A 23,863-nucleotide genomic window follows, 5' to 3' on the forward strand; every position below is an offset into this window, starting at 1 on the left:
CTTGAAACTGTATTAACAATCGCACTTTTTGGATTTGCGCTATCATCCCTATTTTTATTAATACGTATCGTAAAAGGACCTACTACACCTGATAGAGTAGTTGCACTTGATGCAATGGGAATTAATTTGGCTGCAATTACAGCACTAGCTTCTATGTTATTAAGTACAAAGGCGTTTCTCGATGTGATTATTTTATTTGGTATCCTTTCTTTCATCGGAACTGTTTCATTTTCGAAGTTCTTACAGAAAGGGGATATTATTGAATATGAGCGCAGGGATTGAAATTACAATATGTGTTCTAGTTTTAATTGGTACATTTTTAAGCATTGTTTCAAGTGTAGGTGTTTTGCGTTTACCTGATGTATACACTCGTAACCATGCAGCATCCAAATCTACAACGCTAGGCGTATTAGTAACATTAGGAGCAACATTGCTTTACTTTTACTCTGCAGACGGAGAAATAAACCCACGAATTTTATTGGGAATAGTATTTATCTTTTTGACTGCTCCTGTATCAGGTCATTTAATAGCACGCGCTGCTTACTTTTCAGGAGTAAAACTACATAAGCGTAGTGTACAAGACGACTTAGACGTTAAGACAAAAGAGATAAAATCCAAATAAAATTGTTTATGTATCACCTTGCATTTGTAAATTTAATACAAAAATTCATCTTGACATCATCATATTACTAACGTTATGATTATTCTAATAATTTAACAATTGAATTACTTTTCTTATCAAGAGAAGCAGAGGGACTGGCCCAATGAAGCTTCAGCAACCAGCCTACTGGCAAGGTGCTAAATCCAGCGAACTTTTTAGGTTCGAAAGATGAGAAGGAACGAATGTCATAAACTCGTAAAGCCTTCTTTTGAAGGCTTTTTTTTAACGAAAGGAAGAAAATATGTATGAATTTACTAGAAAAATTAAAATCTAATGTACTAACCGCAGATGGAGCCATGGGAACATTACTATACTCATACGGTATTGATTATTGTTATGAAGAATTAAATCTTGCAAAACCAGAAATAATAGAGAAAATTCATCAAGAGTATATTTCAGCCGGTGCTGATATTATTCAAACAAATAGTTATAGTGCCAATGCTATTAAACTAGCTCGTCATGGTTTAGAAAACCAAGTAAAAGCAATTAACGAAGCCGCTATCAACATTGCTAAACAAGCAGCTGCACCTGGTGGACAATATGTCCTTGGAACAATTGGTGGCATACGTGGAATTCGCAAAAGTGATGCAACATTAGAAGAAATCATTACATCTGTAAATGAACAAGTACAATACCTCCTAGCAGGTAATCCTGATGGACTCTTACTAGAAACATATTATGATTTTGAAGAACTATCCACAGTAGTAACTCATTTACGAAAATTAACAGACACCCCCATTATTGCTCAAGTTTCTATGCATGATCCTGGTGTATTACAAAATGGACTAGCACTAAACGAAGCATTACACCAACTTGTATCGATAGGTGCTGATGTTGTCGGTGTTAATTGTCGACTTGGTCCATATCATACCATCCAAGCATTTGAATCTGTAACATTACCTAAAAACGCATTTTTATCTGCATTTCCAAATGCAAGTCTCCTTGATGTAGAAGATGGTCGTGTCGTCTTTGAATCAGAAGCTGATTATTTTGGACGTGCCGCTCTCCTTCTACGTGATGAAGGTGTTCGTTTAATCGGTGGTTGTTGTGGGACTACACCAAAGCATATTGCCGCTGTAAAAAAACGAATTGGAGAAATTCCTCCAATAAACAAGAAAACTGTCACTCCACAAAAACCAATCGTTATTCGAGAAGCTGAGCCAACTAAAAACGAACCACTCCATGAAAAGGCGAAAAAGAAAAGGACTATAATTGTGGAGCTAGATACACCTCGACACCTTGACACCACTAAGTTTATTGATGGAGCAAAAGTGCTAAATGAAGCTGGAATTGATGCTATCACAATGGCAGATAACTCCTTGGCATCTCCGAGAATTAGTAATATGGCAATGGGATCCATTTTAAAAATGGAAAACAACATTCGTCCTCTTGCTCATATTACGTGTAGAGATAGAAATTTAATTGGACTACAATCACATTTAATGGGACTGGATGCACTTGGAATTCATGATATTCTCGCTGTTACTGGTGACCCAACGAAAATAGGAGATTTCCCTGGTGCTACGAGTGTATATGATGTTTCTAGTATGGATTTACTTCAACTAATTAAAAAGCTGAATGAAGGTATTTCATTTTCCGGAAAGCCATTGCGGAAGAAAGCTAATTTCTCTGTCGCAGCTGCTTTTAATCCAAATGTTCACCAATTACACCGTGCCGTCCAACGCCTAGAGAAGAAAATAGCCAAAGGTGCTGATTATTTCATTACACAGCCTGTTTATACGAAGGAAAAAATTATTGATATCTATGAAGCAACAAAACATTTATCAGAACCGATTTTCATTGGTATTATGCCTCTTACAAACATACGAAATGCCGAGTTTTTACACAATGAGGTACCTGGAATAAAACTATCAGATGAAGTATTAGAGCGTATGCGGGCATGTGGAGAAAATCGTGAACAAGCGACAGCAGAGGGTGTTCAAATTGCAAAAGAACTAATTGATACTGCTGCTGATTTATTTAATGGTATTTATATTATAACTCCACTCCTAAGATATGACATGTCTTTACAGTTAGTTCAGCACATCCATCAAATCGATAACAAGAAAGAGAGAGAAGATACCTATGCCAAATCAATCAATTGAACAACAACTTCAGAATCGAATACTTATTTTCGATGGTGCAATGGGTACGATGCTACAAAATGCTAATTTAACAGCGGATGATTTTGGTGGAGAAGAATATGAAGGTTGCAATGAATACTTGAATCTAGTAAAACCCGAAGTAGTTTACAACATACATCGGGAGTATTTAGAAGCAGGTGCCGATATTATCTCCACTAATACTTTCGGTGGAACTCCTATTGTATTAAATGAATACAATCTCGGAGATAAGGCATATGAGATTAACTTCCGGGCAGCAGAAATGGCTAAAAAATGTACAAAGGAATTTTCCACATCAGATTGGCCACGTTTTGTAGCTGGTGCTATGGGGCCAACGACAAAAACGTTGTCTGTGACTGGTGGAATAACATTTGAAGAACTTTCTGATGACTTTTATGTACAAGCAAAAGCATTAATTGAGGGTGGCTGTGACTTACTCTTGTTAGAGACAAGCCAGGATATGCTTAATGTGAAAGCTGGCACACTTGGGATAAAGCGGGCTTTTGACGAAGTTGGTTTCGAAATCCCAGTGATGATTTCCGGAACAATCGAGCCAATGGGAACAACTCTTGCTGGCCAAAGTATTGAGGCGTTCTATATCTCCATTGAACATATTAAACCTCTATCTGTCGGACTAAACTGTGCTACTGGACCAGAATTTATGACAGATCATTTGCGTTCTCTATCTGATTTAGCGACAAGTTATGTTAGCTGTTATCCAAACGCTGGTCTTCCCGATGAGGAAGGACATTATCATGAGTCACCTGAATCTTTATCAAAAAAATTAGCAGGTTTTGCTGATAAAGGCTGGCTCAATATTGTTGGTGGTTGCTGTGGTACAACACCGGCCCATATACGTGCAATTCGTGATGCTGTTGATGATAAAGCACCTAGAAAAAAACCGGAATTGGCACATGGGCATGCTGTTTCTGGAATAGAACCACTCTTTTATGATGAATCGATGCGACCATTATTAATTGGTGAACGTACAAATGTTATTGGGTCACGTAAATTCAAACGACTAATCATTGAAGGTAAATTTGAAGAAGCTGCAGAAATTGCTCGTGCACAAGTAAAAGGCGGAGCACATGTTATTGATATTTGCCTTGCCAACCCAGATCGCGATGAGCTAGAAGACATGGTTAATTTTATGAAGGAAGTCGTTAAGAAGGTAAAAGTACCTCTTGTTATTGATTCTACTGATGAAAAAGTAATTGAGGCAGCTTTAAAATTTTCACAAGGAAAAGCCATCATTAATTCTATTAACTTAGAGGATGGTGAGGACCGTTTTGATGTCATCCTTCCCCTTGTGAAAAAGTATGGTGCATCTGTTGTAGTTGGAACGATTGATGAAACCGGAATGGCTGTCACACGTGAACGGAAACTAGAAATAGCCAAACGCTCCTACGACCTACTTGTCCATAAATGGGGACTACAACCGGAGGATATCATCTTTGACCCCCTCGTATTCCCAGTTGGAACAGGTGATGAACAATATATTGGATCCGCAATCGAAACAATTGAAGGAATTAGGCTGATTAAAGAGAAACTTCCACGTACATTAACAACATTAGGAGTAAGTAATGTTTCCTTTGGCCTCCCTCCAGTTGGACGTGAAGTACTAAATGCAGTCTATTTATATCACTGTACGCAAGCAGGACTTGATTATGCAATTGTTAATACGGAAAAATTAGAACGCTATGCATCTATTCCTGAAAATGAAATAAAGTTAGCAAATGATCTTTTATTCCATACAAATGATCAAACTCTTGCAGACTTTACAGATTTTTACCGTGATAAGAAAAAGGAAAAATCAGAAGATGATATACCAAAAACAGTTCCAGAGCGACTTGCTTATTATATTATCGAAGGGACGAAAGAAGGACTTATTCCAGATCTAGAAGCTGCATTAAAAATGTACGACACGCCATTAGATGTTATAAATGGGCCATTGATGGATGGAATGGCTGAGGTAGGTAGACTATTTAACGATAACCAATTAATTGTTGCGGAAGTTCTTCAAAGTGCAGGAGTTATGAAGGCATCTGTCTCCTTTCTGGAACAATTCATGGAAAAAAGTGAGGATGACTCAGGGAAAGGCAAGATTGTACTTGCCACTGTAAAAGGCGATGTTCATGATATTGGAAAAAACCTAGTAGATATAATCTTAAGTAATAATGGATATAAGGTGCTTGATATTGGAATTAAGGTAACTCCTGCAACATTAATTGAGGTTATTCGAAAAGAAAAACCAGATATGGTTGGTCTTTCAGGTTTACTTGTGAAATCAGCCCAACAAATGGTATTAACCGCACAAGACTTTAAAGCTGCAGGTGTCGATATACCTATTTTAGTCGGAGGTGCTGCTCTTACCCGCCGTTTTACAGAAACAAAGATTGCTCCTGAATATGATGGACCAGTAATTTATGCGAAGGATGCAATGCAAGGGCTAGATATAGCAAACAGGCTTCAAAATGATGAAGAAAAAGCTCTATTACTACAAGAGTTGGAAGAACAACGACTAAAGAGAATCGAATCAGAAGCTTACCGAGCATCTATAAAGGATGTGGATGTTTCTGTTAAAGCTGTAAAAACGGTTCGTGATAATGTCCCAGTTTTTATTCCATCTGATCTACGTCGACATGTAATACGAAACTATTCCTTATCACATTTGTATCCATATATTAATATGCGTACGTTAATAGGTCATCACCTTGGACTCCGTGGTAATGTGGAAAAAATGTTAGAAAACGGCGAAGAGCGTGCATTAGATCTTCATGATTTAGTTACTGGATTTTTAGCGGAAGATACTTTAAAACCAGCAGGTATGTATCAATTTTTCCCGGCTCAGTCAGATGGCGACGATGTCATCATCTATGATCCTACGGATTCAAAAACAGAAATAGAGAGATTTACCTTCCCTAGACAAGCTAAAACACCGTTTCTTTGTTTGGCTGATTACTTAAAATCAGTTGATAGTGGGGAAATGGACTATGTTGCCTTTATGCAGGTAACAGCAGGACATGGAGTTCGTGAAGCAGCTGAAAAATTAAAAACAGCAGGGAAATTCCTAGAGAGTCATGCATTACAAGCAACTGCACTTGAACTCGCTGAGGCATTTGCAGAAAGATTACATCAAGAAATACGAGATCAATGGGGTTTTCCAGATTCCACAGATTTCACAATGCGTGACCGATTTGCAGCTAAATATCAAGGACAACGCTTCTCCTTCGGATATCCTGCATGTCCAAATCTAGAAGACCAAGCAAAGCTATTCCAATTACTAAAACCAGAGGATATAGGTGTCCAACTAACAGAAGAATTTATGATGGAACCTGAAGCATCTGTGTCTGCAATTGTATTTGCACATCCAGATGCTAGGTACTTTAACGTATTATAAGACTAGGAGCGATTTTCGAGCTCACATATAGAAATACAAAAGTCGAACTAACTTGTATAATCCAAGTAAAAGTTCGACTTTTTCTATTTCCCCTTAAACTCTTTGTTCCAATAGCCTTTATATAATTTAAATTATTTCTTTTTAGGAACTATCGCTACTGTGCACCTTGAAACACATATTAACCGTTCCTCTTCATCTCGGATTTTCACATCCCACACCATCGTTGATTTTCCTTGATGTAGAACTTCAGCTACTGCTGTCACAAGACCTTCTTGTTTTGAGCGAATATGGTTTGCATTTATCTCTAGACCAAAGCAAATTTCTTTATCCAAATCGATTAATGCTGCAGCTCCGATACTCGCAACCGTTTCTGCTAATGCTACAGAAGCTCCTCCATGTAAATAACCGACAGGCTGTCTTGTCCGATTATCTACAGGCATGGTAGCAATGACTTTCCCTTGACCTATCTCGATTAGTTCTATTCCTAATGCTTCTATTAATGTATTTTTAGTCTCCATGTATTAATCACCCCGTTTCATCCCTATATATATGTAATTATATAGTGATTTATGGAATAAAAACAAAAAGCTCTCCAAAAATTAGAGAGCCTAATATCAATTTTAATAATTATATGGACCATACCCGTATGGTGTTGGACCTCCGTAAGGATATGGATAATAAACTGGTGGTGGATATGGGTACACAAATGGACGTGGTCTAACTAAAGCACTGCCTAGTAAACCACCAACAAAACCACCAATTAACGGGGCACCTAAGAAAAAGAACCTTTCATCTTGTCTTACCGGACCACGATAATAACGCAATATCATTACCTCCTTCATCTTTATATAAAGTATCTCTCTATCTGTTTATGCAATGAAGGAGAAGATGGCATGGGCAATCCTAGATTTTAATGAATTATTTCTTATAATACCATCGCTGCAATCCAACCGAATATCACTAGTGGAATATTATAATGTAAGAAAGTTGGAATACATGAATCCCATATATGATTATGTTGTCCATCCATATTTAAGCCAGATGTCGGTCCCAATGTACTATCAGAAGCAGGTGATCCCGCATCCCCTAGCGCAGCAGCAGTACCAACTAGACTAATTGTTGCAAGTGGACTAAATCCAATTTCTAGCGCTAATGGTACAAAGATTGTCGCTATAATTGGAATCGTTGAAAAGGATGAACCAATTCCCATTGTTACAAGGAGGCCAACAATGAGCATTAATAATGCACCAAGTGATTTATTATCTCCAATAATGTTTGCTGCACTATGAACAAGTGTATCCACATCCCCTGTCTGCTCAATTACTTCTGCAAAACCAGATGCTGCTATCATGACAAATCCAATGAATGCCATCATTTGCATTCCTTTTGTCAATAGTGGGTCAGCTTCACTCCACTTAATTGAACCACTAATATAAATAACAATTATTCCTGCCATCGCACCAAAAATCATGGAATCCGTTATGATTTGAATCACCATTGTCACAATAATGGAAAGGATGGCAAATGTAATTCTTGAATAAGAATATGTTACTTCTTCCTCCTCATTTACCTTCATTTCAACCTGTTTATACTTCCGTGGTTTCCGGTACGAAATAAAGATAGAGAAAAGTAACCCTATTAACATTCCACCTACTGGAATTAGCAAGGATTTTGGAATATCATTCATACTTATATTAAGACCACTCGCTTGTATATTATCAACTAGAAGCTGTTGAAAGAGTTGGCCAAAACCGACTGGTAGTAAAATGTACGGCGCTATTAATCCAAATGTTAACACACATGCAATTAAACGACGATCTAATTGTAGCTCATTTAATATATATAAAATTGGCGGAATTAATAAAGGAATAAACGCAATGTGTATTGGTATAACATTTTGAGAAAAACAGGAAATGATTAAGATAATTAATATGATTAGTGACTTCGATAATGCTTTCCTACGGGAATCTCCCTGATTACTCACAATTTTCAACAGTTTTTCAACAAGCCATTTTGGTAAACCTGTATATGTAATTGCTACTGCAAATCCACCTAGTAATGCATAACTCAAAGCGATTTTCGCTCCTCCACCAACACCGGATGAAAATGCTTCTACAACTTCTGTTGTACTTAGCCCACCAAATAACCCTCCTACAAAAGCTCCGGCAATAAGTGCGAATACGACATTTACACGTAAAAGACTTAATAATAACATAATCAGAACAGCTACAACGACTGCATTCATCTTGTAAAAACTCCTTTCCAGCACACACTTTACCTTACTAAATTGGTAGAGTGTTAAAAACACTGAACTAGTGTACCCTGTTCTACCTATTTTCGTCAATGGATAATTTTTACACATAATAGTTTATATACAAAAAAGAATCCTTAAAGCTGTTCTAGCTCTAAGGATTACGTATATTACTCATTATTCTCTATTTGGATTAAAATTATCGATAAATATAGCTAATGTTCTAACCATTACACCTGTAGCACCATCAGGTCCTAGCTCGTGCGCACTCTTTGTCGTAGCAGTACCAGCAATATCTAAATGAACCCAAGGCGTATCTTCTGCAAATTCTCCTACAAAGGCACCACCCATAATAGCGTGCCCTTCTCTCCCTGGAGAATTATTTAAATCTGCCATCTTACTGTTTCGAACACGTTGTTTATCTTTTTCAGTGTATGGTAATCTCCAGATAAATTCATCTGCTTCATGCGATGCTTCTAATATCTGTTCAAATAAATATTCATTATTTGTAAGTGCTCCAGTTTTATCTAATCCTAACGCTACAATCACTCCACCTGTTAATGTAGCAATATCAACTAAATAATTTGCTCCATGATGCTTTGCATATGTCATTGCATCAGCAAGTACAAGACGTCCTTCTGCATCCGTATTAAGTACTTCAATAGTTTTACCACTCATAGACGTAATAACATCATCTGGCTTAAATGCATCACCACTAACCATGTTATCCGTAGTAGGGATAACAGCAACAACATTTTGTTCAGGTTTTGTCGCCCCAATTATCTCCATTGCACCAAGTACAGCTGCTGCTCCACCCATATCTGTTTTCATACCAACGATACCATCTTTTGGTTTTAAAGAATATCCCCCAGTATCAAAAGTAATTCCTTTTCCAACTAGACCTATTACATCATTCCACTCTTTCTTCCCTTGGTATTTAAGTACAATCATATAAGGTGGCTCTACAGATCCCTTATTTACAGCAAGAAATGCTCCCATACCTAGCTTTTCGATCTCTGATCTGTCTAATATTTCAACCTCTAATTCATATTTTGTTGCTAGATCTTTCGCATAAGTAGCTAATTCAGTTGGTGTCAACATATTACCAGGTAAGTTCACAAGAGTTCTAGCCGAATTCGTTGCATTTCCATACGTATAACCTGTTTGTAATGCTAATTCTATTTCTGAGGACTCTTCCTCTGTATACACATTTATCTCTTTAATTTTCACTTCGGGTTCATTTGATTTTTGCTTATAATTAGCGAATTCATATGTAGCTAATGTGTATGCTTCTGCAAATGCATGTGCAATATCGTCGGACGGGATTCGCTCACATATAAATGAATCTAACATGACTGCAAATGATTCAATACGCATAGATGTAAGCTTTTTACTTACAGTACCTAATACTAATTTAAGTTCTGAGTAATTTAATTCCTTTTCCTTTCCGAGACCAACAAATAATAAACGTTTTACCTTTGATTTACCTAATCCATGAATTAATGAGACTTCTTTCCTCTTAGCAGAAATATCACCTGACTTCACAAGTTCACTTAATTCACCAGCAAATAATTCATCAAGGCTGGTTAATTTCCCTGCAAATTTTTCTGGTCGATCGAATAAGCCAACTATTACACATTCCTGATCCGTTTCAAATACATTTCCCTGTAATACATTAAACATTCTTCTCACCTCAATGTTGATTATATCCTATTATCATTTTTATTTCGATTTTCGAAGTATAAATACTAAAAGGAAATTGATTTAAGATGGACTATTTGTGGTATCATAAACTTAATTATGTTGATGTTTCACTGTTATGGAAAGGATGTTTCCTATGGATTTCCTGCTAAATTTCCCTCTTTGGACAGCAATTACTGCAATATTCTTTGCACAATTTATTAAAGTCCCTCTCCACTATATCATGTCACGCAAAATTGACTGGACACTAATCACATCTACGGGTGGAATGCCTAGTTCCCATTCCGCAGGTGTATCGGCAGTAACTACAAGTATTGCTATCGAATCTGGAGTTGGTTCCAATTTATTTGCTGTATCTGCTGTATTTGCTGTAATCGTCATGTTTGATGCAACTGGCGTTAGAAGGCAAGCTGGAGAACAAGCTGCTGTTCTAAATAGATTAGCGATTGATTTCCAAAAAATGTTCACAGATATTCACGAGTGGCATGGAAAAACGCCGGAGGAAAAAAATAGGGAATTTAAAAAACTGAAGGAGCTATTAGGGCATAAACCTGTTGAAGTATTCTTTGGTTGTTTAACAGGAATTATCTGGGCATTACTAGTGTATCAGATTATCGATATTGTGATGAATGGATGAAAAAAAGCGGTCGGCAACCCAACCGCTTTTTTCTTATTATTCTTTATTCTTTTTGATAAATTGTTGTCGGAATACTTGCATTGATTTATTCTCATTTAATGCTGTAAGCTCTTCTTCTGTTAACGTACCATTGCCCTCTTTAATAATATAAACATCAACTGTCCGTTTTCCCCATTCATTATAGACATCCTCAACGGTTTCATAGTACAAATCTATCGTATGCCCCTTTATTGCGGACCCTGTGTCTGCAACAACACCAAATCCATAATCAGGTATATATAGTACTGTACCTAAGGGAAAAACATCTGGATCAGCAGCAATTGTTGAAAATAAATCACGTTTTACTTTAACACCAGAAAATGTAATCCCATATGCTGGATGATTGGGATTCTTTCCTGTAGATTCAACTCCAGCAGTATATCCAGTTGCTACAACTTGCTTACTAGGATACTTTGTCCAATCATCAGAGTCTTCTAACGTAACAGATGATTGAGCTATCTTTGAACTAGATGCTAATTGATATGTATAATTCCCTAGTGCAGTATAGAAAGATTTTATTGGCTTGAAGAACCCGTTATTATTTTCATCTTGGATATTCACCTTAGAAATAGACCATGCTGCAAATGTTTTTGTATTTAATCCTGTAATTGACTCTACAGTTACACTTAAAGCGAAGATGAATAAACTAATCATTAACAACCTTTTACTCCACTTTTGCAAAAATACCATTTCTACACTCCTCTCAAAGATAATCCTTTCCTTTTTTTAGAGAAGTTATTCAAAATTAATTTCCTAGCTATGTTGCTCAAAGTGGAATACTAAATTGTTTACATGAAAAAATCCCCAACAAGTCCTGATATGACTTATTGGAGACCTTTTTTGAATAGTTTAAAACATGCGATACCCTTTTGCCCTCAAGATTCTCATTGTGAGACCTGAAAGTATTGCACCTAAGAGTCCTGATAGTAGGATCATAATATCAGCAGGTGCTAGATGAACAATATTGTAACCTAATGAAGAGAATGAATCAGAAGTATTGGTAAAATATTCACTGAATTTCGCATCTGATATGATTAGTAAAGCGATTATTGGGTAAATAAATGCCATTAACCATGTCATTCGCAAAAGCATATTAAGTATAAATCCGATACCGAAAAATAAGACACAAAATAATAGCATAGATATTAGTAGAAGTGGCAAAGTCATCGCCATGAACCCCCTTGATTTAACACTAAACTACAGTTTACTTAATCTAAACTTCAGCGTCAATATAAATCCAGCGACGATATTATGACAATTGATGAAGCAGTTGATGACTACAAATATAAAAAAAGCAGAGTCATGAAGACTCTGCACATTTCAAATTATTCTATAAGCTCTGTTGTTGATCTTCGCTCCTGTACACTCGCTTTCCGCGGGCACGGCCTCAGCTAACTTGGCAAAGAAAACCGCATTGCCAAGTGGATCTTCGGCTCGTGCTGTTCCCGCAGGAGTCTCGTGTACATCCGCTACAATCAATAAAGTTGTTAACAAAAATGAACTTTATCAAAGCCATTCTATTAGAAGAATTTAAATTTTCCTTTTTTCAATGTAAGACCTACACCGCCAACCATTAATAGAGCACGGTTATCGACCATTTTCTTCATAAATGAAGCAGTTGTTCCAGTTACTTTTTTACCAAATACAACCCCAATTGCATCATCATGACCTAAAGAACAAACTGTACCTTTATTATCAAATACAAATGTCTCTAAATGTGTATTCCCTTTAACTAAATTAGCAATATTCTTAGCTACAAGTTCACCTTGCTGCATTGCAATTTGTGCTGTTGGAGGGTATGGGCGATTGATTTCTTCATTAATTACTAATGAACAGTCTCCAATGATGAATACATCTGACAAACCAGGAGCACGTAAGTTAGCATCCACTTTTACACGTCCACGCATGTTTTCAAATTCTGATGCTTCAATAATTGGGTTACCGCGAACACCCGCTGCCCAAACAACTGTAGCAGCTTTAATTTCTTCTATTTCATCTTCACCTTTAGCAACTTTAATTCCTTCAGGAGTAGCTTCTTTAATAGCTGTTCCAATCATGAATTCAACACCTTTTTTCTCTAGGTGTGCCATTGCATACTTTACAAGTTCTGGATCAAATCCTGGTAAAGCAGAAGGTGCTGCTTCCACACAAATAACTCTTACTAATTCTTGATCGATATCATATTCTTTACATAATTCAGGAATTCTATTTCCTAGTTCACCTAAAAATTCTATACCAGTAAATCCTGCTCCACCAACAACAATTGTTAGGCGTTCTGGTTTTTTATCTTCTTCTACTTTATATGTCGCAAATTGGTATTCAATATGTTCACGAATTTGACGAGCTGCATCCACATTCACAATGGAGAACGCGTATTTATCTAAACCTTGAATACCAAATGTTTCAGGTGCAGCACCAAGTGCTACTACAAGATAATCATAATCAAGTTCGCCATCTTCGAGAATAACTTTCTTCGCGTTGTGATCTACTTTTAATGCTGTAGCTTGTACAAATTGTACTTTTCCACTGTCAATAACACTTGATACATCATAGCGGACTTTATCATGATGTAGAGTTCCAGCAGATGCTTCATGAAGCCATGTGGTTTCATAATGATAGTCGTTTTTATTAACTAAAACGATATCTGCTTCATTACTACTTAATTGCTTTTGTAAACGAGTTACTGTCATTAAACCGCCATACCCAGCGCCTAGAACAACTATCTTTGGTCTCTTCATTATTAACACTTCCACCTTTGTCATCAAATTATGTTTACTAGTACAGAAATACATTGTTCTTTACAAAAAATATGTTTAGAATAATTAATGTGATGCACTTCACGTACCCATATAAAAACATAGAAAAATGTCATAAATTCGTCTCATATTTATTATATGCTATTATTCCCCTTTTTCAAGTCGTTTCATCCAAAAATACAAGTTGGGAATATTCTGAAATAAATTTCAAGATGATGAAAAATTGTTAAAGGGAGAAATAGTAAACCATTATGTAGGTAACTTCCCTATGTGGTATGATAGAAAAAGGTGAATTTTGACGAATTATTGGAGGGGTTTTCTTTGAAAGAAGATCAAAAAGTTTATGATATTACCATCTTAGGTGGAGGACCAACAGGCTTATTTGCTGCTTTTTATGGCGGCTTAAGAAATGCTTCCGTTAAGGTTATTGAAAGTCTTCCTCAACTTGGCGGACAGCTTGCAACCCTTTATCCTGAGAAATATATATATGATGTAGCTGGATTTCCTAAAATTAAAGCCCAGGAGCTTGTAAATAATTTAAAAGAACAAATGGCTATGTTTTCACCAACAGTCTGCCTTGGACAAGCTGTGACGGGGGTAGAAAAATTAGAAGATGGTACATTTAAACTAGTTTCAAATGATGAAATTCATTATTCGAAAACAATCATCATAACAGCTGGAATCGGTGCATTCCAACCACGTCGTCTAGAGCTTGAAAATGCAGATAAATATGAAGGTAAAAACCTACATTATTTTATAGATGATATGAATAAATTTGCAGGTCAAAGAGTTGCAATCTTAGGTGGAGGCGACTCTGCAGTTGATTGGGCATTAATGCTTGAGCCTATTGCAGAAAAAGTTACACTTATACACCGTAGAGATAAATTCAGAGCACACGAAAGTAGCGTTGAACAACTAAAAAATTCTAAAGTTGAAATTATTACACCATATATCGCTAGTGATATTGTTTGTAACGAAGAAGCTATCGAACAGCTTATTGTACAAGAAGTTAGAGGCGAGAATACGAAGACTATTAATATCGATTCACTAATTTGTAATTACGGATTTGTTTCATCACTCGGTCCAATTAAAGACTGGGGATTAGAAATTGAGAAGAATTCCATCGTAGTTAATAGTAAACAAGAAACGAATATTCCAGGAATCTATGCAGCTGGTGATATCACCACTTTCGAAGGGAAAATTAAGTTAATTGCTACTGGATTCGGAGAAGCCCCAACAGCAGTAAGCAATGCGAAAGCATATATCGATCCAAAAGCTAGACTACAACCGATGCACTCAACCTCTTTATTTGAATAGTAAGATAGAGGCTGGAACAATGGAATATTGATAAAGCAAATGACCAAACTAATACTTGAATTAAATCGAGATAGTTCGGTCATTTTCAAACATCAATACGAATTTAAAGTTATCAGCAGAGGAAATACACGAAGACTCCTGCGGGAGCAAAGGCCTCGATGAGACCCCGCAGAAAGAAAAGCGGAGGCGACTGTTTAGCGGCGTACGAACGGGAGACAATCCTGTACTGAGATAAAGGAAACACGGCGAAGAATGAGCCGATGTTGACTTATCGTAGGGGAAGGAATGTCTCGTTCGCCAGCCGCTAGGAGCCTACAGCTAGACAGGCGTTTAGCGCCGAGGAGGCTCATTAGCCTTGTCTAGCTGTAGGCGCTATCGGCTCGAGGTTAAATAACCTGAGACATGAAAGGCAAAGAACGCCTTTCTTTGTCTCAGAACATTTGCTTGTCGCCGATAAGCAAGCGCCTTTCACTTTTCTAAGCCCGCGGAAAGCGAAGTGTATTTCCGATGCGGTATAGCTACACATGCAGTATTCGGATAACATCTACCTCTTTATTTGAGTAAAAAGAAAAGCCAATGCAAATTAAATTGCATTGGCTTTATATATATCATTAACAATTCTCAGGAGTTCCTGTTACTGTTGCAGTACGGAAAGATGTTCCACATCCACAAGATACAAGGGCATTTGGATTATCGATTGTAAAGCCTCCGCCCATAAGTGACTGCTTATAATCAATCACTGTACCTGCTACAATCGGTGCACTGTCCTTATCTATAACGATACCAATCCCGTGTTGCTCTAAATAAGTGTCCGTGTCTGCCTTTTCTTGATCTAAACTCATACCATATGAGAGACCACTACATCCACCACCATTAATGGAAAAGCGGAAATACGCACCTTCTTCTCCATTTGCCTTCATCATGTCCTTAATCTGCAATGCAGCTGCTTCTGTTAAAATAATTGCTTCACTCATATTCTACACCCCTTCCCTTTCAGTGTATGCTCTTATTATAAATAGTATATACCGCAGTGTTCAACTTCACAACTAATCGAAATGGATTAAAACATTGGATTATCTTTAAGATGTTGGTAAATTGCGGCTATTAAATTTTCAGGAGTTTCAGCTGTTACAACATCACCATTTACAAGTGCATATAGTGTCTCACCACAAAGTCCACAATGATCCAGACAGCCATATTCTACTATATCCAAATCGGGGTCTTCTTCGAGAATCTGTAAAGCCTCATATCCCCCGCTACCTAAATTACTAATACAAAATTCGATAATTGGATTCAAGCTCATCACCTCGTTAACACTATTATCCTACTCGTTTCTAAAGCGATAGTCAAAATGTGAGCACTAGAAACAATTTGTATTGTTGTATATCATAGTGAAATCAGCTATACTTTAGAGGAAAGAAAGCGCTATTTTACTATAATTTCCTTAAAGAGAGAGAAATACATAAAGGGGATATTTCATGAGAAATCTTGTACTTCTTGGTGGCGGCTATGGCAACATGCGAATTTTGCAGGAATTATTACCGAATCATGTACCTAAAGATATAACGATTACTTTAATTGATAGGGTACCTTATCATTCTTTAAAAACAGAACACTATGCACTAGCAGCAGGTACTGTTTCCGATCAAGAGGTTCGTGTTCCATTTCCTGAACATCCACAGTTAAAAATTATTTATGATGAAATCACTAATATTAATTTAAGTGAAAACTTAGTTGAGCTAACACATCTGGAACCTATCCGATTTGACGAGCTAGTCATTGGTCTAGGTTGCGAAGATAAGTATCATAATGTGCCTGGAGCAGATACATATTCATTAAGTATTCAAACTATCGAAAAAGCACGTGAAACGTATCAAGCTTTAAATAATCTCTCTGCAAATTCTACAGTTAGTATTGTCGGAGCTGGTTTAAGTGGGATTGAGCTTGCAAGTGAATTACGTGAGAGCAGACCAGATTTACAAATAAAACTGTTCGACCGTGGGAAAACAATTCTCCCCTCTTTTCCAGAGCGTGTAAGTAGATATGTCCAAAACTGGTTTGAAACAAACGGCGTAGAAGTAATTAATGAGGCAAATATTACAAAAGTGGAAAGATCAGTTCTCTATAACCATGATGAACCAATTCATACAGATGAAGTTGTTTGGACTGCTGGAATAAAACCTAATCAAATAGTCCGTAATTTGGAAGTAGAAAAAGATCGTCAAGGAAGAGTAATTTTAACAAAACACCATAATATACCAAACTATGAACATATTTATGTAGTTGGAGATTGTGCAAGTTTACCATTTGCTCCCAGTGCACAATTAGCTGAGGGTCAAGCAGAACAAATTGTAGATATTATGAAAAGGCGTTGGACAAAAACGGAGCTTCCAGAAGAAATGCCTACCATTAAGTTAAAAGGAGTTCTTGGTTCTTTAGGAAAGAAGCATGGCTTTGGATTAATGGCTGACCATGCAATAACAGGACGAATTGCTCGAATTCTTAAATCAGGTGTGTTATGGTTATATAAATATCATAAAGGCTAAAATTATAAATCCGTCTTTTTGTATCCTATATATAGATTTTTTCCTCCAATCTGATTATAATTATTATAATGAAAGGAGTCGATTTCAATGCCTGAAGCAACAATTACAGAACAAGTTCAAGAAGTACTCGATAAATTACGTCCATTTCTACTACGTGATGGTGGAGACTGCGAACTTGTAGATGTAGACGAAGGAATTGTAAAACTACGTCTTCTAGGTGCATGTGGAACATGTCCAAGCTCAACGATTACATTAAAAGCTGGAATTGAACGTGCATTAATTGAGGAAGTTCCAGGAATTTTAGAAGTGGAACAAGTATTTTAATATACTTTGAATAACCAAAGACCACCTAAATGTAAGTACACGCTCTTACTACCGAGCTTCTCATACATTTTAGGTGGCCTTTTTATATTAAAGTACTGTATTGCATCATTTTTAGGCAAGCCAATCAATCACTGGAAGGTCAGATTGTTGCATACCTGTTATTTTAAAGAAATTACCTAAAAATAATTCATATTGCTTTGCATCACGAATGTATTTTGCAAGTTTCTCCTCTAAATGTTTCTTTACTGATTCTGAGGAAGTTAGGAAATATTCTTCTACACACTGAAAATAATGTAGAGGAAATAATAATCTTGAATATGTTAATCGTAGTGTAAAAGCGGAAATAGGTGTAATCGATTGATAATCATTTAAAAATCGAACGATTTCTGGTTGGATTGTACGACTATTTTGAAAATAACTGCTTCTAATCCATTCAGAAATATCTCTAGCTGGATGATCAAATACCCAATCAAATGGATTATGAATTTCAAGCTGCGACTGCCAAAGATGATCATGGAACCTTTGATGACAGATTGAACCCATATCTAAATGGGTCACCTGTTCATCTAATTCCGTATCAGTTAAATATTGGATGGCATTTTCGCATAGACCTAGATAATAAGGAAAAGATTTGATAAATAAATGATCAAATTCATCACGAGGTTGTTCTGAAATCATCCCCGCCCAAACATTTTCCATTTGTTCTAGCCGCTTAATCCAATAGCTTTTCCATTGCCCCACCCTATTTAGTTCTTTAAAATCAGCTCGAATCAGTCTACCACGTTCATGAAAAATAGCAAGTTTTCTTCCAGTATTATTATTTTGATTAGGTTGCAAATAATGATTATGTAGGAGAACATAATCTTGATCATCATGGGTAACTAGATATTTCTTGTTTTTCCCCTCAACAAATGTCGAAACTTTTTTGTCTCCATTCTTTGCCATATGGTCAGACATCTCATATAATTCAATTAATGTATCTTCTTCGACATGTGTAACAGGAACAAGAGTATAAAGGGAGTTATCTACAACAAACCTTATTGCATATCCATCATTTATTGATTGTTGTGGTGTGATTCCGTAATATAATTCCAAAATATCTTTTGACAAGTAAACCCCTCTTTTCAAATATTACTTATTTGTATTATATGAAGAGAAATAGGTATCTTGCTGATTAGTTTTCCATCGACATAGTTTTATTCATAAAACTATTTCGTTCATGTAAAAAGACGCTGAAAGGATGAGTATCATGGGAACAGAAAGAGAAATGAGTATTTCTGAAACAACTGCAAGGCAATGGCTTATGGATAGAGGTGTGACAATCGAAGACATTGGCGAATTAGTCATGTTTTTGCAAAAGAAATATCATCCTGATTTAGAATTAAAAGATTGCATTTATAATATAGATCGTGTATTGCAAAAAAGAGAGGTACAAAATGCCATTCTAACTGGAATTCAGTTAGATAAGCTTGCAGAGAATGGTAAATTAGAGCAACCGCTCCAATCCATTATTGAAAGTGATGAAAGTTTATATGGAGTAGATGAAATCTTAGCCTTTTCTATTGTAAATGTATATGGTTCAATCGGATTCACGAATTATGGATATATTGATAAACAGAAGCCAGGAATTCTCGAGAAATTAAACGATCATTCAACTGGAAAATGTCATACTTTCCTCGACGACATTGTCGGTGCAATTGCAGCTGCAGCATCAAGTCGACTAGCTCACAGTAGAGTTGGCGCTGAATAATATTAAAAGAGGAACTCAAATTAATAAGCGAAATTAAAAAGAGCTGTCCAAAATTCACTTTTTTGGACAGCATTTCTGTTTATATCTCCCATTCATCCAATGAATGGACTACATATGTAGGTTGAATATTTTTCTCTGCAAGTATTTCTTTTGTTGTTACTCCAGTATGAACTAATAACGTATCTAAGCCAGAATGAATACCAGCTAAAATATCAGTATCATAATTATCTCCAACCATGATTGTCTCTTCTTTCGAAAGCCCCAATTTTTCAAGAGCTTGATCCACTATAATGGAATGTGGTTTTCCGATAAAAATTGGATCTGTCTGTGTAGACACACTAATAACAGAAGTTAAGGAACCATTTCCCGGCAATAGCCCTCGTTCTGTTGGTAAGGCAATGTCACCGTTTGTGGAGATGAACATTGCACCTCCTCTAACTGCTAAACAGGCTACAGCTAACTTATCATAGTTAATTTGACGATCTAGACCTATGACAACTGCTTCTGGTTTGTCTTCTGTGATAGTAAAGCCTTTTTCCTGTATGGCAGTAATAATACCTTCTTCCCCGATTACATACACTGAACAATCAGGCTTTTTATCATATAGATAATTTGCAGTCGCCATCGAAGTCGTAAATACTTGATCAGCTGATGCATTAATACCAAATGATTGTAAGTGTTCCGCTACTTTCTCAGGTGTTTTCGTTGAATTATTCGTAACATAAAGATAAGGAATTCCTTTTCTTTCAAGTCTTTCAACAAATGTAATTGCAGCATCAATTTTTTCTGATCCACGATACATTGTGCCATCAAGGTCGATTAAATACCCTTTATACTCTTTCACTACCAATTCTCCTCTATGTCATTTATTTTCTAAACGCTGAAATTGGACCAAGCTCATCTGTTAAATATGTTCGAACTGCTGATGGAAATTGTTGTAAATCCGTTAAAACTGTGTATATCATATCTTCCAAGTTTTGATAATCCACTTCTTCATAATGTTGAACAAGCATCTTTCTATACGATATTAATTTCTTTAATTCCGATGCTAAAGATGAAGTGACTACTTTTTCATCTGTAAGAATATCCACAATATCCTCATAGCTACCTGGGTCTCTCATAATAAAACCGTCAATCATTGCATTACCTACATCAAGAATTGAATCAATGACTGTATGTACTATTCTTTCCAAGGCAGCCCTTTCAATATTTGTATTCCAATTTTTATGTGTATTTAATAAAGTTAACTGTTTTTCAAAAAACTGTAATTTTGCTTCTATTTTTTCACGATCGACAAAATACATAGTACCGCCCCTCTCCATCCTTATTTTATCAAATGTACGTGTATGTGTCGATTAATGCCAGATTAAGTCAGAGAAGAAGTATGTAAATTTACAGTTAGGCTACATTAAAAGAAAAGGAGGGTAAAAAGATGAATCATGATACCGAGAAAGAATACAGTGATGTTTCAAATGTAGAAGTTCAAAGAAACTTTATTATTCCAGAAGAGTTACCAGAAGGTGCCTACGGTGCTCCACGAGGTAAAAATTCTCCAGTAGAGAATAAATCAACTGCTTGGAAGAAGGATCAACGTTCCTATAGTGCATTTAATTATGAATTTAAATCACTACATGATAACCCTCGCAAAGCTGAAGGTTCTCATCCACCTCATGATAATCCTGATGGAAAAAATGATGTTCCTTTCGAGGATGCATAACAAATTATATTCATATAAAAAAAGCCGAACTAAGTTGAAAATCAAAAATAGTTTGGCTTTCAATAACGTATATACTTTAGTAAACCGTTTTATTTCTCCACTTTCTTTAATACAAAATAGGCACAACCGAAATTGCAGTATTCATATAAATACTCTGTCAATGTTCCTATTTTTGCATCGTATGGTGCTTTATTATTTTTATCTGAGAAGAAGCCTTTTAAACGTAATTGACCATATCCCCAATCACCAACGATATAGTCATATTTCGTTAAAACATCACTAAACCTGTCTTTAAAAGCTTCTTCATTGTACCCATTACGAAATTCCTCGACTAATTCATATTGTCGGTTATTAATAGTAATCACTTTCTTACCTCCGCCTCTAACATCCTAATTTAGATTATAACGTATTCCCCAACATTTACTAACAAAAAAAATTTTTTTTTGCACATTCTACAATAGAGGAGGTGTAGTAGATGAAGCCTAGAATTTTCACAACTATCATTCTTAGCTCCACGTTACTTTTTGCATGTAATAATAATGAACAAAATGAGGCCGGTCAAAACGGAATATATCATAATAATGGTTCCACTATTAACCAGAATGAACAAGCAGATGATTACAATCCAAACCAAACGAATACAGAACAATTTGGATTTGTTCGACAAGTAAAAAATCCAGCGCAAAATGATACTAACCACTTATTTGTTGAACAGAAAAAAGTTAACAAAAGATTAAATCGAGAAGAAACAGCAAACAATATAAGCAAATTATTAGTTACACTACCTAATGTACATGATGCAAGTGTTCTGGTAACAGATGAAGAAGTACTCGTTGCTTATATCATTCAAGACACGCAACCTGAAACAAGAATTAAAACAGCTAGATTAGTGAAAGCAATGGCAAGTAATATGGTTGCTGATTGGTATCACGTATATTTAACAGATGATCCTGCCATAAGACAAGATGTAAAAAATATTGCCTCGATGAACTCATTTTCCCGAGACAAAGATGAAACTGTAAAAGATACAGTAAATTTAATGGTAGAACGCTCACCGCAGGGGGACAAAGTTCTTGATAAACAATGGTTGGATAAAAACAAGTAAATACAACACTTGGCTAAGTCATTACCAAAATGACTAGCCAAGTATTTGAATTTTGATGAAAAGAGGTTCACATATTCATGAAAAAAATCATCATGTTTGCAGTCCTCTTTACATTCTTTTTTCCATCTATGAATGGACTTGCCCAAAAGTTATCACAAGAAGAAATTTTTCAACAAAGAATGGATATATACAAAAGGGTAGAGGAAAGGTCTGGAGTTCCTTGGTATTATTTGGCTGCAATAGATCAATTCGAGCGTAGCATTCGCTATGTCCGAAAGGATCTACCTGACCCAGATGAAATTATTGGCTATTACATTCCTGCAGAAAAATGGGCTGGACCTGCAAATCCAAACCCCGATGATGTTAATCCAATCTCAATTGAAATTTTTGGAGGTATTGGTCTCGATGGAAATAAGGATGGTAAAGTAGACCGAAAAAACGGGGAGGACTTACTCTTCACACTTGCACAATATCTAAAAAAATACGAAATGAATGATACAGATTTTCGAATTGCTTTATGGAATTATTATAAACGTGATCAATCTGTTCGTTCCGTTATGACTAACGCAAATATTTATCGTCATTTTAAGCGAATAGACTTAGATGGAAAATCATTTCCCATCCCTAGAGGATATAATTACTCCTACAAAAATACATGGGGAGATAGAAGAGGATGGGGTGGTCGAAGGATCCATGAAGGTACCGATATTTTCGCTGGCTATGGAGCACCTGTTAGAGCAGTAGCTTACGGAGTAGTCGAACTAAAAGGATGGAATAAATATGGTGGCTGGCGTATTGGTATACGTGATTTAAATAACACCTACCACTACTATGCTCATTTAAATGGATTTGCAAAGGATTTATCGGTAGGTGACATTGTAGAACCCGGAACTGTCATTGGAAGTGTAGGAAGCTCTGGTTATGGTCCACCAGGGACATCAGGAAAATTCCCACCCCACCTTCACTTTGGAATGTATAAAGATAATGGAATTAACGAATGGTCCTTTGATCCATATCCACATCTACGCTTATGGGAAAGGCAAAGTAATAAGAAGAAAAAATAATAATAATATGATGCGATATATGTATAAGATAAACAAAAGCCAAACTATTGTTTAAGATAGTTGGCTTTTTGTTCTATGAAGGACATTTGGTTACCTGAGAGGCAAGAAAGAGAAAGGTTGTGATGCAGATGGAGCGGCTGCGTGATCTCCTCTTCTTTTTTTCTTGCTAGGAGGGCACGTTGAACGACCTTGCATGACCGCTTTAAGCTTTTTCTCCTTGAGAAGGGCACGATGAACGCTCTTGCGTGACCGCTCTGACCTTCTTCCTCCTGAGGCGGGCACGATGAACGCTCTTGCGTGACCACTCCAAGCTTTTTCTCCTTGAGGAGGGCACAATGGACGCTCTTGCGTGACCGCTCTGACCTTCTTCCGATTAAGTCCATATAATTGTGTAAAAAGAATAGGTCATCACCATGACCCGTGATACAATGTTTTCGACCAAGAAACCATTTAAACGGAGGACATGATGATG

At 36.4% G+C, this 23,863-nt stretch carries 26 protein-coding genes and 1 riboswitch; of the genes, 12 read left to right on the forward strand and 14 right to left on the reverse strand.

Features of this window, described 5'->3' with window-relative positions; translation table 11 throughout:
- Positions 1-18: 18 nt before the first annotated feature.
- From ACFPM4_RS06060 to metH, 4 genes are all read left to right on the forward strand, one after another.
- Positions 19-282, forward strand: coding sequence for a Na(+)/H(+) antiporter subunit F1 (locus tag ACFPM4_RS06060; protein ID WP_382349093.1), 264 nt, complete (start codon positions 19-21; stop codon positions 280-282).
- Complete coding sequence (gene mnhG / locus ACFPM4_RS06065; protein ID WP_144927139.1) at positions 266-622, forward strand: monovalent cation/H(+) antiporter subunit G; 357 nt, start codon at positions 266-268, stop codon at positions 620-622. The genes ACFPM4_RS06060 and mnhG overlap by 17 nt, the downstream gene beginning before the upstream one ends.
- A 110-nt stretch (positions 623-732) precedes the next feature.
- Positions 733-836, forward strand: a riboswitch (SAM riboswitch).
- Between the two features lie 70 nt (positions 837-906).
- Positions 907-2,766, forward strand: a complete 1,860-nt coding sequence (locus ACFPM4_RS06070) for a bifunctional homocysteine S-methyltransferase/methylenetetrahydrofolate reductase (RefSeq protein WP_144927136.1) — start codon at positions 907-909, stop codon at positions 2,764-2,766.
- Positions 2,747-6,184 carry a methionine synthase gene (gene metH / locus ACFPM4_RS06075; RefSeq protein ID WP_382349039.1) on the forward strand — a complete coding sequence of 1,146 codons (3,438 nt, stop codon included), beginning with the start codon at positions 2,747-2,749 and terminating at the stop codon, positions 6,182-6,184. The genes ACFPM4_RS06070 and metH overlap by 20 nt, the downstream gene beginning before the upstream one ends.
- A gap of 131 nt (positions 6,185-6,315) precedes the next feature.
- On the opposite strand, the gene ACFPM4_RS06080 is transcribed toward metH, so the two are convergent.
- The 4 genes from ACFPM4_RS06080 to ACFPM4_RS06095 all read right to left on the reverse strand — a co-directional run bounded on the left by ACFPM4_RS06080 (position 6,316) and on the right by ACFPM4_RS06095 (position 10,118).
- Positions 6,316-6,702, reverse strand: coding sequence for a hotdog fold thioesterase (locus ACFPM4_RS06080; RefSeq protein WP_144927130.1), 387 nt, complete (start codon positions 6,700-6,702; stop codon positions 6,316-6,318).
- A 102-nt stretch (positions 6,703-6,804) separates the two neighbouring features.
- Complete coding sequence (locus ACFPM4_RS06085) at positions 6,805-7,008, reverse strand: hypothetical protein (RefSeq protein ID WP_144927127.1); 204 nt, start codon at positions 7,006-7,008, stop codon at positions 6,805-6,807.
- A 101-nt stretch (positions 7,009-7,109) separates the two neighbouring features.
- On the reverse strand, positions 7,110-8,429 hold the full coding sequence (locus ACFPM4_RS06090; protein ID WP_382349044.1) for a Na+/H+ antiporter family protein: 1,320 nt from the start codon (positions 8,427-8,429) through the stop codon (positions 7,110-7,112).
- 183 nt (positions 8,430-8,612) lie between these two features.
- On the reverse strand, positions 8,613-10,118 hold the full coding sequence (locus tag ACFPM4_RS06095; protein ID WP_382349047.1) for a leucyl aminopeptidase: 1,506 nt from the start codon (positions 10,116-10,118) through the stop codon (positions 8,613-8,615).
- A gap of 154 nt (positions 10,119-10,272) precedes the next feature.
- On the opposite strand from ACFPM4_RS06095, the gene ACFPM4_RS06100 reads away from it, so the two are divergent.
- On the forward strand, positions 10,273-10,773 hold the full coding sequence (locus ACFPM4_RS06100) for a divergent PAP2 family protein (protein ID WP_144927118.1): 501 nt from the start codon (positions 10,273-10,275) through the stop codon (positions 10,771-10,773).
- 36 nt (positions 10,774-10,809) lie between these two features.
- On the opposite strand, the gene ACFPM4_RS06105 is transcribed toward ACFPM4_RS06100, so the two are convergent.
- The 3 genes from ACFPM4_RS06105 to ACFPM4_RS06115 all read right to left on the reverse strand — a co-directional run bounded on the left by ACFPM4_RS06105 (position 10,810) and on the right by ACFPM4_RS06115 (position 13,550).
- Positions 10,810-11,502, reverse strand: coding sequence for a 3D domain-containing protein (locus tag ACFPM4_RS06105; protein WP_144927115.1), 693 nt, complete (start codon positions 11,500-11,502; stop codon positions 10,810-10,812).
- A 159-nt stretch (positions 11,503-11,661) separates the two neighbouring features.
- Positions 11,662-11,985, reverse strand: coding sequence for a YuiB family protein (locus ACFPM4_RS06110; protein WP_144927112.1), 324 nt, complete (start codon positions 11,983-11,985; stop codon positions 11,662-11,664).
- A 347-nt stretch (positions 11,986-12,332) separates the two neighbouring features.
- Positions 12,333-13,550 (reverse strand): NAD(P)/FAD-dependent oxidoreductase, encoded by a 1,218-nt coding sequence (locus ACFPM4_RS06115; RefSeq protein WP_144929154.1) that lies wholly within the window; start codon positions 13,548-13,550, stop codon positions 12,333-12,335.
- Between the two features lie 339 nt (positions 13,551-13,889).
- Here ACFPM4_RS06115 and ACFPM4_RS06120 point away from each other — a divergent pair, with 339 nt between their 5' ends.
- On the forward strand, positions 13,890-14,885 hold the full coding sequence (locus tag ACFPM4_RS06120) for an NAD(P)/FAD-dependent oxidoreductase (RefSeq protein WP_382349053.1): 996 nt from the start codon (positions 13,890-13,892) through the stop codon (positions 14,883-14,885).
- Between the two features lie 611 nt (positions 14,886-15,496).
- Here the strand turns inward: ACFPM4_RS06120 and ACFPM4_RS06125 are convergent.
- Both ACFPM4_RS06125 and ACFPM4_RS06130 read right to left on the reverse strand, forming a co-directional pair.
- Entirely contained in the window at positions 15,497-15,859 is a 363-nt protein-coding gene (locus ACFPM4_RS06125; RefSeq protein WP_382349056.1) for a HesB/IscA family protein, read from the reverse strand.
- A gap of 86 nt (positions 15,860-15,945) precedes the next feature.
- Positions 15,946-16,182, reverse strand: a complete 237-nt coding sequence (locus ACFPM4_RS06130) for a YuzB family protein (protein ID WP_382349059.1) — start codon at positions 16,180-16,182, stop codon at positions 15,946-15,948.
- Between the two features lie 181 nt (positions 16,183-16,363).
- Here ACFPM4_RS06130 and ACFPM4_RS06135 point away from each other — a divergent pair, with 181 nt between their 5' ends.
- Together ACFPM4_RS06135 and ACFPM4_RS06140 are read left to right on the forward strand one after the other, a co-directional pair.
- A complete protein-coding gene (locus ACFPM4_RS06135; protein WP_382349062.1) occupies positions 16,364-17,431 on the forward strand; it encodes an NAD(P)/FAD-dependent oxidoreductase in 1,068 nt (355 codons plus the stop codon).
- An 87-nt stretch (positions 17,432-17,518) separates the two neighbouring features.
- Positions 17,519-17,755, forward strand: coding sequence for a NifU family protein (locus tag ACFPM4_RS06140; RefSeq protein ID WP_144929164.1), 237 nt, complete (start codon positions 17,519-17,521; stop codon positions 17,753-17,755).
- Positions 17,756-17,866: 111 nt separating this feature from the next.
- Here the strand turns inward: ACFPM4_RS06140 and yutH are convergent, their stop codons facing one another.
- On the reverse strand, positions 17,867-18,865 hold the full coding sequence (yutH, locus tag ACFPM4_RS06145) for a spore coat putative kinase YutH (RefSeq protein WP_382349066.1): 999 nt from the start codon (positions 18,863-18,865) through the stop codon (positions 17,867-17,869).
- 139 nt (positions 18,866-19,004) lie between these two features.
- Here yutH and ACFPM4_RS06150 point away from each other — a divergent pair, with 139 nt between their 5' ends.
- On the forward strand, positions 19,005-19,505 hold the full coding sequence (locus ACFPM4_RS06150; RefSeq protein WP_144929168.1) for a phosphatidylglycerophosphatase A family protein: 501 nt from the start codon (positions 19,005-19,007) through the stop codon (positions 19,503-19,505).
- A 79-nt stretch (positions 19,506-19,584) separates the two neighbouring features.
- Here the strand turns inward: ACFPM4_RS06150 and ACFPM4_RS06155 are convergent, their stop codons facing one another.
- Positions 19,585-20,349 (reverse strand): TIGR01457 family HAD-type hydrolase, encoded by a 765-nt coding sequence (locus ACFPM4_RS06155; RefSeq protein WP_382349070.1) that lies wholly within the window; start codon positions 20,347-20,349, stop codon positions 19,585-19,587.
- A 22-nt stretch (positions 20,350-20,371) separates the two neighbouring features.
- Positions 20,372-20,809 carry a DUF86 domain-containing protein gene (locus tag ACFPM4_RS06160; RefSeq protein WP_382349073.1) on the reverse strand — a complete coding sequence of 146 codons (438 nt, stop codon included), beginning with the start codon at positions 20,807-20,809 and terminating at the stop codon, positions 20,372-20,374.
- Positions 20,810-20,937: 128 nt separating this feature from the next.
- On the opposite strand from ACFPM4_RS06160, the gene ACFPM4_RS06165 reads away from it, so the two are divergent.
- Positions 20,938-21,222, forward strand: a complete 285-nt coding sequence (locus tag ACFPM4_RS06165; RefSeq protein ID WP_382349075.1) for a cytosolic protein — start codon at positions 20,938-20,940, stop codon at positions 21,220-21,222.
- Positions 21,223-21,311: 89 nt separating this feature from the next.
- Here ACFPM4_RS06165 and ACFPM4_RS06170 read toward each other — a convergent pair whose 3' ends face one another.
- The gene (locus ACFPM4_RS06170; RefSeq protein ID WP_144928465.1) at positions 21,312-21,587 is read right to left on the reverse strand and encodes a YutD family protein; all 276 of its coding nucleotides are present in this window, start codon (positions 21,585-21,587) and stop codon (positions 21,312-21,314) included.
- A gap of 110 nt (positions 21,588-21,697) precedes the next feature.
- Between ACFPM4_RS06170 and ACFPM4_RS06175 the strand changes: the two genes are divergently transcribed.
- Entirely contained in the window at positions 21,698-22,327 is a 630-nt protein-coding gene (locus ACFPM4_RS06175; RefSeq protein WP_382349079.1) for a YhcN/YlaJ family sporulation lipoprotein, read from the forward strand.
- A 77-nt stretch (positions 22,328-22,404) separates the two neighbouring features.
- Positions 22,405-23,391, forward strand: coding sequence for a M23 family metallopeptidase (locus ACFPM4_RS06180; RefSeq protein WP_382349082.1), 987 nt, complete (start codon positions 22,405-22,407; stop codon positions 23,389-23,391).
- A 44-nt stretch (positions 23,392-23,435) separates the two neighbouring features.
- Here the strand turns inward: ACFPM4_RS06180 and ACFPM4_RS06185 are convergent.
- A partial coding sequence (locus ACFPM4_RS06185; RefSeq protein WP_382349084.1) for a hypothetical protein occupies positions 23,436-23,863 on the reverse strand: 428 nt, incomplete at its 5' end.

Source organism: Lederbergia graminis, from assembly GCF_042655485.1.
Taxonomy (GTDB): Bacteria; Bacillota; Bacilli; order Bacillales; family Bacillaceae_C; genus Lederbergia; species Lederbergia graminis.